Below are 13,634 nucleotides of genomic sequence, written 5' to 3'. Positions count from 1 at the left end.
ACATTAACGTGCGCACGCGCCAATTTTCTGGGTTTTTTTGCGCGACTTTGCAGTACTCTTGCCGCAAACCGCCCCGTAAGAGGGCAGTACTTTCCGCCACGCGTGTAAACCATCTTTCCAGTCCCTGTGGGACTTTTCAGTGAGGTTTACCATGCGCATCACCTCCGAGCTTATCTGCCAGGCCGCCGACCAGCTTCACGGTTTTGTCGGCCTCAACCGCAAGACCGGCCAGTACATCGTGCGTTTCAGCGAAGACTCCTTCGGCATGGACGTGGCCGATGACGGCATCATCCCCACTGCCGAGTTTGTCTGGCTACCGGCCCCCGAGCACGCCATGACGTTGTCCCGTGAGCGCCTGCAATTGCTGCTTGATCAGAACATCGACGACCGCATCAACATCACCGAGCCGCTGCGTGTGTACATGCGGCGGGTGGAGATCCCGCAGATCAGTGCGTTGCGCAGCCTCGTCAGCTAGCCCGACAGCCTGTGTCTCGTCGCTGAGGATCACCTGTGCGAGGGCTTGCGGTCGCCTCTCAATGCGGGAACGCGTAGGCGCGCTCCACCTTGCACACGCGTGTGTGAAACGCCGAGTACCAGGTGGAACGCCCCTGCTCGCGTACCGCCCGATGCTCGGCCTGCTGTTTCCAGGCGAGGATGTCGGCCTCGCTGCGCCAGTACGATACGGTGATCCCCACGCCATCCTCCCGCGCCGATTCAACCCCGAGGAAGCCCGGTTGCTCACGCGCCAGTTCCAGCATGCGTGTGGCCGCCTCGCCGTAACCGTGGTCACCGGCGGTGCGCAGTGAGCTGAAAATCACCGCGTAGTAAGGCGGGGCGGGGGTGTGGGCAATCATACCGAGGTCTCCTGGCAGGCCTTGAGCAGGGCAATCGCCAGCGGCGGCGTGACGCCCTGGAGCGCGGCGCGTTCGGGCTGGAACAGGGTGGCGACGAAGAACGGATGGTCCAGCAGCTCCACGGCGCGCAGGTCGCCGGCCGAGTCGTGGCCGCTGGGGATCAGAGCGCCTTCCAGCAGCGCGCTGGCGAAGTCGGGGTTGATGCCGTAGCGGCAGCGATAGCCTTCATGAATATCGAGTGTGCCGTAGGCGTCGGCGATACGGGTGTAGGCGGCCAGGCGCACGGTGTCGCTGGCCTCCACTAGAGCGCAACTCAGTGGCGCGATCACTGCACGTTGGGCATTCGGGACCAACTCGCCGTGTTCGGCATCGGCCCAGCCCAACACATTGCGGGCATATTCCAGCACCGCGTGTTGAAAGCCGCCGCAGGTACCGAGGAAAGGGCGCCGCTGTTCGCGGGCAAAATGGATCGCGTGCAGTGCGCCATCGGTGTCACGGTACGGGCTGGCGGGCACGCACCAAAAACCATCGAAACCTTGTAGTTCGGAGGTGGCGCTGAGGGTGTCGGTCTCCAGCCATTGAAGGTGAACCGTCAGGCCCAAGGCGTCGGCGGCCTGTTGCAGCGCCACGGGAATGGCTTGGTGCGCAATCACATCGGGGTTGTAATCGCCGATCAGGGCGAGGTGCAGCGTGCTGGCTTTCATTTGAGGCTTCCCCTGGCTTGTCGTGTCCTGGTGCGCACTATAGATTGGCGTTCACGCAATCAATATTGGCGTTTACCCACATGTTCAATGCAGCAACGCACTATCAGATCGATTACCCCGACTTGTCGCTGATCCTCGCCCTGGTGCGCGGTGGCAGCCTGGCGCGGGCGGCGGCGTTGTTGCGGGTGGATGTGTCGACGGTGTTCCGCGCCGTGCGGCGGCTGGAGGCTGCGCTGGGCCAGACGTTGTTTGAAAAAAGCCGCGCCGGCTACCTGCCGACCAGCCTGGCCAGCCACCTGGCGCAGCAGGCCGAACGCGCCGAACAAGCCCTGGAGGCCGCGCGCATCGGCGTGGAACAGGGCGGTGAAGTGATCAGCGGCACGGTGCGCCTGACCTGCACCGACTCGGTGCTGCAAGGCTTGTTGCTGCCGGCGCTGGCGCAGTTCATGCCGGATTACCCGGCGCTGACCCTGGAGCTGAGCACCTCGAATGATTTCGCCAACCTCAGCCGCCGCGATGCCGACATCGCCCTGCGCCTGACCCGGACACCACCGGAGCATCTGGTAGGGCGTTGCCTCGGCACCGTGCAGTATCAGGTGTGCGCCAGCACAGATTTTGCGCGTCAGCACGCAGGACGCGAGCTGGCGGAGTTGGCCTGGATCGCGCCGGATGACTTCCTGCCCGATCACCCCACCGTCGCCTGGCGCCGTGCGCAGTTGCCGGGCGTGCGTCCCAGCTATCGCTGCAACAGCATGTTGTCGGTCACCGAACTGGTGCGGGCGGGGCTGGGCGTGGCGGCGCTGCCGGACTTTCTGTTGGATGAACGCCTGCAACCGTTGGGCCCCGCGTTGGCGGGGCATGACACGGCGCTATGGCTGCTGACGCGCCCCGATTGCCGGGCATTGCGCTCGGTGGTGACGCTGTTTGATCAACTGGGGCGGCATGTGCGATTGAGCCCCTGACACCCCGCCGGCCGAATGTCTGGGGGACTTATGGTTTTCGCACAAACTGCTCATGCATCTCACACGTCAGGGTCTCGATACGCTCGGTCAGTTGCTTGGTCATTTCTGTCAGCCGGGTGTTCAGCTCCAGCAGTTCCAACAGCTGTTTGCTGGTGTTCTGCGTCTCGGCCTGGCGCTCGGCATTGGCGACGGCCAGCGCTTCACGGTGCTGCGCGTCGGCGTCGGACTGGGCTTTGTCGCGAGCGGCCTGGCGTGTCTGGGCCAGCAGGATCAGCGGCGCCGCGTAGGCCGCTTGCAGGCTGAAGGCCAGATTGAGCAGGATGAACGGGTAGACGTCGAAGTGCGTGATGCCGGTGACGTTGAGCACAATCCACACGGCCACGATCAAGGTTTGTGCGCCGAGGAAAGTCGGTGTGCCGAAGAAGCGTGCGAAAGCCTCGGCCTTGAGGGCGAAGGTGTCGGTGCCAAAGGTCGGCGCCAGGTGGGCGTGGCGTCGATGGAAGCGCAGATAATCGACGGGGGCGGCTTTGGGTTTGTCGGGTGTTGGGGTCATGGAAAACTCGGGTCATCAGTGTTTAAGACAGGTGTCCACTATAGCCTTGGCGATCTGTCTTACGCATGAATAACCCGGGGACGACATGGTTGCCTACGAGGAGTCGTGTGAAAACTTCAGGCGGAATGGGCGATCGCGTAGTTGCTGGCATTGACCCGGTTACGCCCGGTGTCTTTGGCCGCGTACAGCGCGCGATCCGCCGCATTCAGCCAGGTGGCGGCATCGGTGAAGATGAGTTGGAAATCGGCCAGGCCAATGCTCAGGCTCACGCGCAGCTCGGGGATTTGCGGGTTACGGTAATTGCTGAAGGTTTCGCGTATGCGCTCCATGACCCGTGCGGCTTCTTCCAAGGGCATTTGCGGAAGAATCACACAGAACTCGTCGCCTCCGTAACGGCCGGCCAAATCGTTTTTCCGCAGGTTACGCCGTATCTCCACGCTCAGTTGCCGCAGCACGGCGTCGCCGACGATATGGCCGTGAGTGTCGTTGATCTGTTTGAAGTGATCGATATCAATCAGCGCGATGGTGGCGTGGCTTTGTTGCTGCTGGCACTTGTGGAACTTGAGGTGCAGCAGATCTTTCCACGAACCGTGGTTGAGCAGGCCGGTGAGGCTGTCGGTGCGGCTCAGGGCGCTGAGGGCGCGTTTATGTTCCGACAGTTTGATCGCCAACTCGTAGCAGACCCTGCCGATGGCCATGGGGTACAACGTCAACATCGGCAAGCAGGTGTAGACCTGGAGCGGGCTGACGTCGGGGTTGAAGCGCATGCCGAACAGCGCCCATGCCACCCCGATCCCTGCGCCCTGCGCGAGCAAACCGCGCAGGAACAGGCGACTGCCGCCAGCGGCGAAGTTGTTCATGGTCATCATCGAAAGGATGGTCACGGTCGTCAGCGGCGTGAACTGAGCGGCGGCGGCCCAGAAACCGCCGCACAACGAGTCATACAAAATGTTGCGCTGTTCGGCCTGGTAGGGGAAGGGGGAGCGGATTGACAGCTGGTACGCCACATGTGCCCACGCGAGCCCATTGAACAGCAGGAACGCCCACACCCAGCCCGGCATCGCGAGCGGGTACAAGCCGCCGAAGACACTGATGCAGCCGATACCCAGGCCGATGATCCTTGGCTTGTAAATACGCCTGGCAAATGAAAGCCCTTTGCCTCGTCTGTTTTCCATAGATTTCCGGGTCAGCTTTTTTTCGCAGATTCGGCCGCGCGCGCGTGCAGGGAGAACCGTTGATCGGATAATACTTGTGAATATTGTCAGTTATTTGCGTAGGAATAATCAGTGGCCTTCCAGGCCATTCGCGCAAAACAGAGGGCAAATAGGCCAAAAACGACCAGGGATGTCGCATATGCAACGGTTGTTTACTGCGAGCGGCGAGCGCCAGCTTCGTAGCCGGCCAGGAAGATATCGATTGCCGACTCGATCACGCGGGCCTGGTCGGCGGCGTCGAGGGTGGGTTGGCCGAGGGTGATCTGCGGCCAGAAGGCGAACGCCTTGAGCAGGCTTTGAATCTGGTGCGCGGCGAAGGCCGGGTCGGTACACGTGAGCCGGCCGTCTTCCTGGGCGGCGCGCACCCATTGAGTGAAACCTTCTTCGCGCATGCTCAAGCGGTTGACCATGTCCTGGGCGCGTTCTGGCGAGTGAATGGTGGCGGCGATGGCGACCCGGGCCAGGTCGAGGAAGTTAGCGTCCGACATCATCTTCATCTTGGCTTGCAGCAAGCCGCGCAGTTGTTCACGCAGCGGGCGATCGCTGGCGTAGTTCACGTCGAGTTGCGCGACGCTGCTGGCCCAGAGTTGGTTGAGAATTTCGGCGAACAACTCTTCTTTGCTGGGGAAGTGGTTGTACACCGTGCGCTTGGAAACGCCGGCGGTGGCGGCGATCTTGTCCATGCTGGTGACCTCGAACCCGTTGACCCGAAACTCGGCGATAGCGGCGGCCAGGATGGCTTCGCGCTTGCGGTCGGTGAGGCGTTGAGGGACAGACATGGACAGGGATCGACTCTAAGAGGAAAATTACACTCGGTAGTTTACTTGCTCCGGGTTTTGTTGCAATCTTGAAACTACACTGTGTAGTGTAATTTCATGAGCGGTCCGTAGGAGTTACCTGGTAATGGCCACGATTTCAACCCGTCTCGATCCCTCGCCTGTGGTGCGCAAGCCTGCCGAACAGGAGCAAGGCACCTTCAGTAACCATGCTCCCGTACAGCGTGCCGGCTTCGGCAAAACCTTGCGTATTTTCTGGAAGATGCTGTTTCACAAGCCGCGCAGCACGCGGCCGGTCGGGGAGATTCCGGTACATTCGCTGACCCGCGAACAGCTGTCGGCCGCCCCCGACCATAGTGTGTTCCGCCTGGGGCATTCCACCGTGCTGCTGAAAATGCGCGGTAAATTCTGGCTGACCGACCCGGTCTTCGCCGAACGCGCTTCGCCGTTCAGTTGGGCCGGCCCCAAGCGATTCCATGCACCGCCGATCAGCCTCGAAGATTTGCCGCCGTTGGAAGCGGTGATTCTGTCCCACAACCATTACGACCACCTCGACCGCAAGGCCGTCATCCAACTGGCCGACAAGACCCGTTACTTCCTCGCGCCGCTGGGCGTGGGCGACATCCTGGTGAAGTGGGGCGTGGACGCCAACCAAGTGCGGCAGTTGGATTGGTGGCAGGGCAGCGAAGTCGATGGCATTCATTTTGTCGCCACCCCTGCACAGCATTTTTCCGGGCGCGGCTTGTTCGACAGCAACCAGACGCTGTGGTGTTCCTGGGTGATGATCGACGGCGCGCGTCGCGTGTTTTTCAGCGGCGACACCGGCTATTTCGACGGTTTCAAACGCATCGGCGAACAGTACGGGCCGTTTGATCTGACCCTGATGGAAACAGGTGCTTACAACGTCGACTGGCCTCATGTACACATGCAACCGGAGCAAACCTTACAGGCGCACATCGACCTCAAGGGCCGCTGGCTGTTGCCGATTCACAATGGCACCTTCGACCTGGCCTTCCACGCCTGGCACGAGCCGTTCGACCGCATCATGGCGTTGGCGTGGGAGCGCAACGTGTCGATTGCCACGCCGGCCATGGGGCAGGCGTTCAGTTTGAGCCAGCCCACGCGAGGCTTCGCGTGGTGGTTGGAGGTGGAGGTTCTGGGCGGCGAAGACGCGCTTGTGAACTGACGCTCGGGGAGATCGGAAAAAAGGAATTTTCAAGGTGTTGCAGGCCTACGACAAACGCCAGATGAGAGTGCGATGATCTTGGGAACGTCAATTTCCGGGAGTCGGCTCTGATGGACAATAAATGTGGGAAGTCTTTGCTATCGCCTATGTCTTGTCGGCGGGAAGCGTTTTTACCCCCCTCTGCGGAACCGGTTTGTTTGGCGCAGGCGCCCTCCAACGCTCACATCGAAACGGGGACCACGACGGCACTGGGTATCGGCTACGTCCCCGATGCACATCTTGGTGCTGGCGTTGTAATCCCTGGCTATAACGTGCCGGCCCTGCCTCTGAAACCTGTGCGCGACCCCGCGCTGTCATTGATCGCCTTGAGTGGTGTCGAGCCCACTGAATCGGGCAAGGTGGAAGCTGCCTTGGTGCAACACTCCAGCAATTGCGCCGTCCCCTACACGTTGGCGGGCACTCGCGTGGGGTTCGCCGACCGCCTTGTGCGTGGTAATGATCAGGAGCCGATTGAACACAGCGCATCCTTCCTGGAAGCGTTGGGCTTCCTGCGTCAGGCCGGTGCCCAACTGGTGGCGGTGCCGGCGGAGCGAGCTGATGACACCCTGTGCTTCACCCTGCATTCGCGCAATGAAATCGATGAGCGTGTGAGCGAATATCGGCTGGATGCGCTGGTGTCCGAGAGCCATAGCGCCGCGTTCCATGCCGCGTGCTGGAGCGGCTACCCGAGCCTGGGTGAGCCGCTGGGGGACGGGGCGACGCTGTGGTTTTATGGCGCGCAGTGGTCGAAAGACTCGCTGAGGGTGCTGGTGCAGGGCTATCGCAACGCCCGTGGTCTGGCTATGGGGTAGGCAAAGCTACCAACGGCGTTGAACAATCCCACAGGTTGAAAGACCTGCGTCGCGCAGCTTCGGTGGAGCGGGGTTTTTAGACTGGTGTACGGATCAAGGTTGGTCCTTCATCATTTCTTACCCCTCCGGGAGGTGCTTCATGTTGGGTATTGGTTATGGCGTGGGGGTGTTTGTCAACCAGGTGCAGCGGTTGCTGCCTGTGCAGCCTTCACCGGGGGCTTCAGCGCCGGTTCCCCCGGGAACGGAATACGCCAGTGTTCGCGAACTCGGCGAGCAAATGGCCCGGCCGGGTGGATTCACTTCGGTCGATCTGGTCAGTTACCTGCAAGAGCGCATTCGTAAGCTGGACCCGCAATTAAGCTCGATCATTGAACTGAACCCCGAGGCCTTGCAGATTGCCCGCGAGCTCGATCTGGAGCGCGCCAATGGCAAGGTGCGTGGCCCGCTGCATGGCATTCCGGTGTTACTCAAGGACACTATCGAGACGGGGGATACCCAGCAAACCAGTGCCGGCGCCTTTGGCTTGGTGGGCAGTGCGGCGCCCAAGGATGCCTTCATCGTCGAGCGTCTGCGCGAGCAGGGTGCCGTGATCCTGGGTAAAACCAACTTGACTGAACTGGCGGGCTTTCGCGGTGGTCCCGATGGTTCGAGTGTGCGGGGCGGGCAGACGCGTAACCCGCATCAAGCGGGCGCAGAGGTGGGCGGTTCAAGTTCTGGGTCGGCCGCCGCGGTCGCCGCAGGCTTCGCGCCCTTGGCGGTGGGCACCGAGACCAATGGCTCGATCATCGTGCCGGCGGCGTTCAACGGGGTGGTTGGTTTCAAGCCTGGCGTGGGTTTGCTGAGCCGCAGCGGCATCATTCCAGCCAGCCATCGACAGGACACGCCAGGTCCGATGACGCGCTCGGTGTTCGATGCTGCGTTGATGCTTAACGCGATGTCGGGCCGCGACCCTCTTGATCCCGCGAGTGTGGACGCCCCCCACGGGATTGATTACACCGCGTTGCTCAAGCCCGGTGCCCTGCAGGACAAGCGTATCGGTTATCCCGTGACTTTTTCCGCGAATGGCGAAAGCCTGCCGGTGGACAACAGCCCGCAATTTCGCCAAACCCTTGAAGTGCTTCGTGCGCAAGGCGCGGTGCTGGTGCCGGTCGATATGCGCTTGGCCGACGCTTCACGCTATGGCGAACTCTTGTACGCCGACGTGAAGGACGAGTTGAACGACTACCTGGCCAAGCGCGAGGGCTTGCCGGTCAAGTCGGTATCCGAGTTGATCGCGTTCAACGAAAAACGCGATGGCACCGACACCGATCACCAACCGACACTCAAGGAGATCGACGCGTCCACCCTCACCGCCGACGAGCGCCAGCCGCTATGGGACGCAATGATCGAGGATTTTCGTGGCACGGTGGATGAACTGATCGAGCGGGAAAACCTCGACGCCATGGTGTCGGACTTTGATACGAACAGCTACTTTGCGGTTGCGGTGGCCGGCTACCCAGGGATCAGCGTGCCGTCCGGGAAGAATGAGGACGGTGTGCCGACCAGTGCATATTTCTTCGGCGCCCGTGGGTCTGAACCCACACTGCTTGCAGTGGGCCATGGCTATGAGCAGGCAGCAAAGAAGGTCGCCAAGCCCAGCCTTTAAGCCGTCAGGCAATGTTCACACCCTGGCGTAGCCAACGCCGGGGTTCACACTCAGTGCCATCGCGTTACTGCGCCTGCGGGGTGGGTGAATCAACTGACGCCGCTGTTGAACCCATCAATCGAGACAGGATGTTTTGTGCAGCAGGTTCCGCGCAGGGGGCATTCAACTTGCGCGCACGCATCCCCCAGCCAGGCGCAAACCCTGGGAAAAACACCAACCCTTCGGCCTCCAGGCGGAACGCCAGGGTCAGGCGCACGTCGTCTTCCACGGCGCCCTGGGTTTCAAACCGTTGAATCGCATCCACCGTCACCCCGGCCTGGCGCGACAACTCTTCGCGGCTCCAGCCGAGCATGACGCGGGCCTGCACGCTGTGCTTGGCGGTGAATTGATGCAGGACGATCTGCTGTTCTACGAAAGAGTTCATTGCCAGAGAGGACATGGGGTGTCTCCAGGGTTCGACGGGGAGGGCAAACTATACTGTGTTTTTGTACAGTTGTTTTGACCGCTCATCAACTGGAATTTTCTCCAGCGCCGACACCGTTCTATTTTGAGGCTTGCACGATGGTATTCGTGTTCGAGGTCGAGTACGGTCTCGGCTAACTCGCCTGCGCCGCCGGCACTTCGCGAATAATCAAATGATCCAGATTCTCGATATCCGCACTGAACACCCCGAACGTCTGCTCGGGGTTTTTCTTGCTCGGTACTTGCTTCAACTGCGGCGTCACCCCGTAAAAGAAGCAATATAACGGCCGTTCGCTGCTGGCTGCAGCTTTGATCTGCTCGAGGAACGCTGTGCGCTTGCGGTAACTCTCGATGAGTTTTTTGCTCAGGTAGACGTTGACCGAGTAGGGCTTCTTGTCGAGCCATACCTTCTTTTCGAAGTCGATGCGAAAGCTGCTGGTGTAGTCCTTGATCGCTTTGATCCGGCCCCAGTAGATCAGGCCGTGGTTGTCCTGCAGGTACTCGATCTTCTTGAAAAACGTCCAGTACGTCGCGGTATGCTCGCCGATCTTCAAGGGCATCGCCTTGAGCTTGTCCTTGTCGTCGAGGTTCGACACATAGCATTCCACCGGGTGGGCGAACACGCTGGTTTTATCCGGGGTAGTGTCGTTGGAACCGACAGACACGCTGGTGCGAGTTGAAGGGGAATTCGCCGGGTCTTGTGGCGCTTGCCCTTCAGTGCCCGCCAGCGGGGGGGGGCGCGGGTAGGTGCGCCGGCTCAGGACAAATTCCGATGGGAAGTGTTCCTCGCGCTCGTCCTCACTGTCGCCTGTGGCAGGCTTGTGGCTGCTGGCGTAACGGCAACCCTCGATGTGCCGGGTGCCTGGGGTGTTTTTGAAATGCGGGGTGCGCCGGTAATTGACATTTTTCGCGTTGAACGTGCTCAGCACATTGCCTGCTTCGAAGGCCGCGCGGCATTCATCGTTGGGGCAGAGGAAACGGTCCGTGTCGGAGTCGTAGGCGTCGGTTTCGTCGAAATTCAACTCTCGCACGTCGTAGATCGACAGCTTGTCGTCGAGACTCAGGCTGTAGGCCGTGTCGAATTTCATGGGCTCGGGTCCGTGAGAGGTTTGGCTATTGATAGCCGGATATTACGCAGATGTCGCTAGGAAACCGCAACCCGGCGCACATCCCCGCGAGGCTGCGATGGCATCCCCCGCCGCCCGCATCAGCGCTGCAACCTGGCCTGCTGCTTCTTCCCATGAAAATGCCGAAAATGCGCGTCCTGCGCCGCCGCCAGCAACTCCCGATCCCCGCGCGTATCGCCCCAGGCCCTGAGCCGATACTCCCCCAGGTCGCCATACACCGCTTCAAGCCGCAGCACCTTGTTCTCGCACCGGCAGTTGTTCCCGGTGAGCTTGCCGGTCAACACGCCGTCGACCACCTCAAGCTCGGTCCCGATCAACTTGATCCCGAGCCGATCGGCAAACGGTTGCAACACCAACGCCGGCGACGCCGAACACAACGTCACCACCGCCCCCGAGCCCAGCTCCTGCTCCACCGACAACACCCCCGCCGGCCGCATCAACCGCGCCCAACTGCGCTGGCAGTACTCCTCGGCCTTCTGTTGCACCCACGCCTTCTCCACCCCGGTCATAAAGGTGCGGATCAACTGCGCCTTCAACTCGTCGCGGCTGATCTGCCGCACCAGAAACCGCAGCCCGGGCACCGCCAGCTTGACCATCCGGCCATAGAACTCGCCGGGGCCAAAGGCAAACTTGAGGAACGGCACGAAACTGTCGTGATGGGTCAGGGTGCCGTCGAAATCAAAGACGGAAAGTACTTTGGCATCCACGGGGCCGGCTTCGAGCATGTCTGGGGTCACGGGTGGTCCTTGATCAGGTGGAGCGGGTTCATAGCGTTCTGACTGGCGCCTGCCTGTCGGGTTCAGGTTAATGGTTCTGTCCGATCACGGCGGGTCAGGGCCTGCGCTCTGTATTTCTGCGTGAGGGAATTTCACCCTTTCATGGCCGTAGGAGTTTACTACTCCAGAGCCTGGATTGGGATTTCTGAGACTCCAGCGAGCCAATTCTTGAGTGAACGCAGACAGTTCGGACGACTGATTACGTTCGCAGTTACACACGAATGGGGCCGGGTACAAAGGCTGCTGATGCGGGCGGATCGTTAAACTGCGCGAATTTCCGATACTGGGGTTCAGACCGGATTTGATAGCGGATTATCCTTTTATCAGCGATATCGCCATTTTCTGCATTTATCCATGCACGTGCTTTTCCTGTGGAAAAGGAGTTGAGAGGGTGGTTTTGAACGGTTCGTCTGGGTATCACCGGACGAACCGTCGACAGGGATTTAAAGCATACTTTATTCAAATATAAAAAAGCCCTGAGCTGCTCAGGGCTTTTTAAGGGCGATGATGTCCGCCTATTCATCCGTGCGGCGCGGGGTATCTACGAGGTAGACTTCTTGCTTCCAGACAAACGCTGATCATTAAGCAAGACGGGATGCCCGACCGCTTACACTCCAGCCCATCCGCCAAACGATAACTCTAGCAGCAACCGCACTGTGCGGGCACCAGGAACCCTTGCGGATATACACACCAGTCGCCGTGGCTAACCCCACGGCGGAACCGGTATCTCGCCTGCATGCCCGCGTAAGCGTCGGACAGACAGAGGTAAGTGGCACCGGGGGGACACTAACCATATAGCTAAAAAGCCATTGGCCCAACAGGTTCGCTGGGCCAATGGTTTGTTTGACAAGTGATGCTTTTGGGGGGGGCGGCCTTACACGTCCTGGAGTGATATCACTGCTACTCCGACCACGATCACGATGATCGAGAAAAATTTTCTTACTACGCCTCCCGGTGCAATATCCTCGGCGATAAATTTTGGAAACAGCTTCGTTGCCAGGAACCCAAAAGCCAAAACGAATAGCGGGTGGATACTGACGACTACCGAAACCAAGGCTGCACCTCCTCCCGCAGCCAGAGCGGCCATGAAGAACACATAGCCCCCAACATCAAAGATGTTCGTCACCCCAAAAATGCCAAATTGCTTATAATTCAAGACTTTCAGATCATCAATAATGAGCTTTCTCCACGTTGGTACCAATAAAAGAAACATCCCACCAAGGGCATAGCCGGCAAAGTTAAAAATCAGTACCGAGTCCAAGCTTTTGACTTGCAATATCTCGTCTGAAATCACGGTTGAAACGGCCCCAAAAAAAGCAGAAATCAACAAGACCACTACGTGTCTGGGATGGCCCAGCCCTCTAATCGTTCGCCTAGACATGCAGAGTATTAGAATGCCAACGACTATCAAAGCAAAGCCAGTCACTTGCCAAGATGTCGGGATAGCATGAAAAATCAACACTGATGCTGCCAATACAAATATTGGTTCAGATTGGTGGATCGGAATCACAACCGATACATCCATATCCTCCAAGGAGTAGCTGTAAGCAAAGTATTGCAAAAATATTGCGAGGCCAGAGCAGATATTTATTGCAACCATATATAAGTCTAGATCAGCAGGCTGAAAATAGGCATAAATGGCCGCCGCAAAAAAAATATTACCGATGCTCAGCAAGAAAATGAACGAAATGCAATTGGAGGTAATATTATTGATGGCGAACTTATCAACAATATTTGAAAGGCTCCAAAACAGCGGCGCCAAAAGGGCAAAATATAACCAGGTCATTGCTCTCTCCCGAGAACCTCAAGAATCGTGTTTTTGCTATCGATCAATAGCTCATTCGAGAAATCATCAGTATCGTGATCAAAAATAAACGTATTGTTATACCCGAAGCCATCAGAAATTTCGAAGCTGACTATTTTGTCAAGAAGTTCTGGAATCTCTTCAAATCGGCATAAGTGGTTTTTCTTCAAAAGTTTCATTGCATTTCCGTAGTGCGCCGCTTCATCTTTAGCAGCATTACGAATCCATACGGACAGACAATTAGGCCCAAGACTATCAAAAAGTTTAAAGTCCTGTTTATACGCCCGAGTGCTGGTAACCTCATCAAATGCAATGGATACCAATATGGTGAACTCATCAACCATGAACGATGAAATCAATTCAAATTCCGGCTGTCTGGACTTGATCTCTTTATCGATATCTTCTTCTCTGAATCCATATAAAACACTATTAATCTTTCGAAGGCCTCTGTAGTGATTCTGTTCATCCAGATGCCAGAGACATACGAACTCCAAAAAATCATCGCTTAAGTCCAAATCACTTCGATTCATAAGGTATATTAAGAAGTGCTTAGAGTCGAACTCAGAACTCATGTCATGCCAGAAGTGTTCTTGTCGTGATTTAATGACCTCCCTGGAGCCGGTGATGCTTTCAGGGGTCAAATGTTTGAGTAAATCAACTGAAGACCAGTCATAACTTTTTAAACCGATAGACGATTTCAAATAGCTCACGATTGCGCTC

General features: G+C 58.4%; 15 protein-coding genes. 5 read left to right on the top strand and 10 right to left on the bottom strand.

The window, feature by feature from the left end; genetic code table 11:
* Positions 1 to 151 precede the first annotated feature (151 nt).
* Positions 152 to 475, top strand: a complete 324-nt coding sequence (locus U5A08_RS22965; RefSeq protein ID WP_247407529.1) for a DUF2025 family protein — start codon at positions 152 to 154, stop codon at positions 473 to 475.
* Positions 476 to 533: 58 nt separating this feature from the next.
* Here U5A08_RS22965 and U5A08_RS22960 read toward each other — a convergent pair whose 3' ends face one another.
* Both U5A08_RS22960 and U5A08_RS22955 read right to left on the bottom strand, forming a co-directional pair.
* Positions 534 to 854: an antibiotic biosynthesis monooxygenase family protein gene (locus U5A08_RS22960; protein WP_253398314.1), complete on the bottom strand. Its 321-nt coding sequence runs from the start codon at positions 852 to 854 to the stop codon at positions 534 to 536.
* Complete coding sequence (locus U5A08_RS22955) at positions 851 to 1,558, bottom strand: CTP synthase C-terminal region-related (seleno)protein (protein WP_321848749.1); 708 nt, start codon at positions 1,556 to 1,558, stop codon at positions 851 to 853. Before U5A08_RS22955 ends, U5A08_RS22960 begins: the two co-directional genes overlap by 4 nt.
* 80 nt (positions 1,559 to 1,638) lie before the next feature.
* Here U5A08_RS22955 and U5A08_RS22950 point away from each other — a divergent pair, with 80 nt between their 5' ends.
* A complete protein-coding gene (locus U5A08_RS22950) occupies positions 1,639 to 2,520 on the top strand; it encodes a LysR family transcriptional regulator (RefSeq protein WP_321848748.1) in 882 nt (293 codons plus the stop codon).
* Between the two features lie 28 nt (positions 2,521 to 2,548).
* Here U5A08_RS22950 and U5A08_RS22945 read toward each other — a convergent pair whose 3' ends face one another.
* From U5A08_RS22945 to U5A08_RS22935, 3 genes are all read right to left on the bottom strand, one after another.
* On the bottom strand, positions 2,549 to 3,073 hold the full coding sequence (locus tag U5A08_RS22945) for a DUF1003 domain-containing protein (RefSeq protein ID WP_253398308.1): 525 nt from the start codon (positions 3,071 to 3,073) through the stop codon (positions 2,549 to 2,551).
* 116 nt (positions 3,074 to 3,189) lie between these two features.
* Positions 3,190 to 4,248, bottom strand: a complete 1,059-nt coding sequence (locus U5A08_RS22940; protein ID WP_253398305.1) for a diguanylate cyclase — start codon at positions 4,246 to 4,248, stop codon at positions 3,190 to 3,192.
* A gap of 191 nt (positions 4,249 to 4,439) precedes the next feature.
* On the bottom strand, positions 4,440 to 5,066 hold the full coding sequence (locus tag U5A08_RS22935) for a TetR/AcrR family transcriptional regulator (protein ID WP_321848746.1): 627 nt from the start codon (positions 5,064 to 5,066) through the stop codon (positions 4,440 to 4,442).
* A gap of 124 nt (positions 5,067 to 5,190) precedes the next feature.
* On the opposite strand from U5A08_RS22935, the gene U5A08_RS22930 reads away from it, so the two are divergent.
* From U5A08_RS22930 to U5A08_RS22920, 3 genes are all read left to right on the top strand, one after another.
* Entirely contained in the window at positions 5,191 to 6,249 is a 1,059-nt protein-coding gene (locus U5A08_RS22930; protein WP_321848744.1) for an MBL fold metallo-hydrolase, read from the top strand.
* Positions 6,250 to 6,560: 311 nt separating this feature from the next.
* Positions 6,561 to 7,100 (top strand): hypothetical protein, encoded by a 540-nt coding sequence (locus U5A08_RS22925; protein WP_321848743.1) that lies wholly within the window; start codon positions 6,561 to 6,563, stop codon positions 7,098 to 7,100.
* A 139-nt stretch (positions 7,101 to 7,239) separates the two neighbouring features.
* On the top strand, positions 7,240 to 8,745 hold the full coding sequence (locus tag U5A08_RS22920; RefSeq protein WP_321848741.1) for an amidase family protein: 1,506 nt from the start codon (positions 7,240 to 7,242) through the stop codon (positions 8,743 to 8,745).
* A 64-nt stretch (positions 8,746 to 8,809) separates the two neighbouring features.
* On the opposite strand, the gene U5A08_RS22915 is transcribed toward U5A08_RS22920, so the two are convergent.
* From U5A08_RS22915 to U5A08_RS22895, 5 genes are all read right to left on the bottom strand, one after another.
* The gene (locus tag U5A08_RS22915; RefSeq protein WP_321848739.1) at positions 8,810 to 9,184 is read right to left on the bottom strand and encodes a helix-turn-helix domain-containing protein; all 375 of its coding nucleotides are present in this window, start codon (positions 9,182 to 9,184) and stop codon (positions 8,810 to 8,812) included.
* Positions 9,185 to 9,341: 157 nt separating this feature from the next.
* Complete coding sequence (locus tag U5A08_RS22910) at positions 9,342 to 10,295, bottom strand: hypothetical protein (RefSeq protein ID WP_321848737.1); 954 nt, start codon at positions 10,293 to 10,295, stop codon at positions 9,342 to 9,344.
* A 119-nt stretch (positions 10,296 to 10,414) separates the two neighbouring features.
* A complete protein-coding gene (locus U5A08_RS22905) occupies positions 10,415 to 11,059 on the bottom strand; it encodes an HAD-IB family hydrolase (RefSeq protein ID WP_321852271.1) in 645 nt (214 codons plus the stop codon).
* Between the two features lie 925 nt (positions 11,060 to 11,984).
* Positions 11,985 to 12,896 carry an EamA family transporter gene (locus U5A08_RS22900; protein ID WP_321848736.1) on the bottom strand — a complete coding sequence of 304 codons (912 nt, stop codon included), beginning with the start codon at positions 12,894 to 12,896 and terminating at the stop codon, positions 11,985 to 11,987.
* The gene (locus U5A08_RS22895) at positions 12,893 to 13,624 is read right to left on the bottom strand and encodes a hypothetical protein (protein ID WP_321848734.1); all 732 of its coding nucleotides are present in this window, start codon (positions 13,622 to 13,624) and stop codon (positions 12,893 to 12,895) included. Before U5A08_RS22895 ends, U5A08_RS22900 begins: the two co-directional genes overlap by 4 nt.
* Positions 13,625 to 13,634 lie beyond the last annotated feature (10 nt).

The sequence above is a fragment of the Pseudomonas paraveronii genome (genome assembly GCF_963681955.1).
Classification (GTDB): domain Bacteria; phylum Pseudomonadota; class Gammaproteobacteria; order Pseudomonadales; family Pseudomonadaceae; genus Aquipseudomonas; species Aquipseudomonas paraveronii.
The sequence above is the reverse complement of the archived record's forward strand: the minus strand, read 5'-3'. Positions and strand labels throughout refer to the sequence as shown.

Coding starts and splice junctions, on each gene's coding strand:
- U5A08_RS22965 (WP_247407529.1), top strand. CDS start 152: ATGCGCATCACCTCCGAGCTTATCTGCCAGGCCGCCGACCAGCTTCAC.
- U5A08_RS22960 (WP_253398314.1), bottom strand. CDS start 854: ATGATTGCCCACACCCCCGCCCCGCCTTACTACGCGGTGATTTTCAGC.
- U5A08_RS22955 (WP_321848749.1), bottom strand. CDS start 1,558: ATGAAAGCCAGCACGCTGCACCTCGCCCTGATCGGCGATTACAACCCC.
- U5A08_RS22950 (WP_321848748.1), top strand. CDS start 1,639: ATGTTCAATGCAGCAACGCACTATCAGATCGATTACCCCGACTTGTCG.
- U5A08_RS22945 (WP_253398308.1), bottom strand. CDS start 3,073: ATGACCCCAACACCCGACAAACCCAAAGCCGCCCCCGTCGATTATCTG.
- U5A08_RS22940 (WP_253398305.1), bottom strand. CDS start 4,248: ATGGAAAACAGACGAGGCAAAGGGCTTTCATTTGCCAGGCGTATTTAC.
- U5A08_RS22935 (WP_321848746.1), bottom strand. CDS start 5,066: ATGTCTGTCCCTCAACGCCTCACCGACCGCAAGCGCGAAGCCATCCTG.
- U5A08_RS22930 (WP_321848744.1), top strand. CDS start 5,191: ATGGCCACGATTTCAACCCGTCTCGATCCCTCGCCTGTGGTGCGCAAG.
- U5A08_RS22920 (WP_321848741.1), top strand. CDS start 7,240: ATGTTGGGTATTGGTTATGGCGTGGGGGTGTTTGTCAACCAGGTGCAG.
- U5A08_RS22915 (WP_321848739.1), bottom strand. CDS start 9,184: ATGTCCTCTCTGGCAATGAACTCTTTCGTAGAACAGCAGATCGTCCTG.
- U5A08_RS22910 (WP_321848737.1), bottom strand. CDS start 10,295: ATGAAATTCGACACGGCCTACAGCCTGAGTCTCGACGACAAGCTGTCG.
- U5A08_RS22905 (WP_321852271.1), bottom strand. CDS start 11,059: ATGCTCGAAGCCGGCCCCGTGGATGCCAAAGTACTTTCCGTCTTTGAT.
- U5A08_RS22900 (WP_321848736.1), bottom strand. CDS start 12,896: ATGACCTGGTTATATTTTGCCCTTTTGGCGCCGCTGTTTTGGAGCCTT.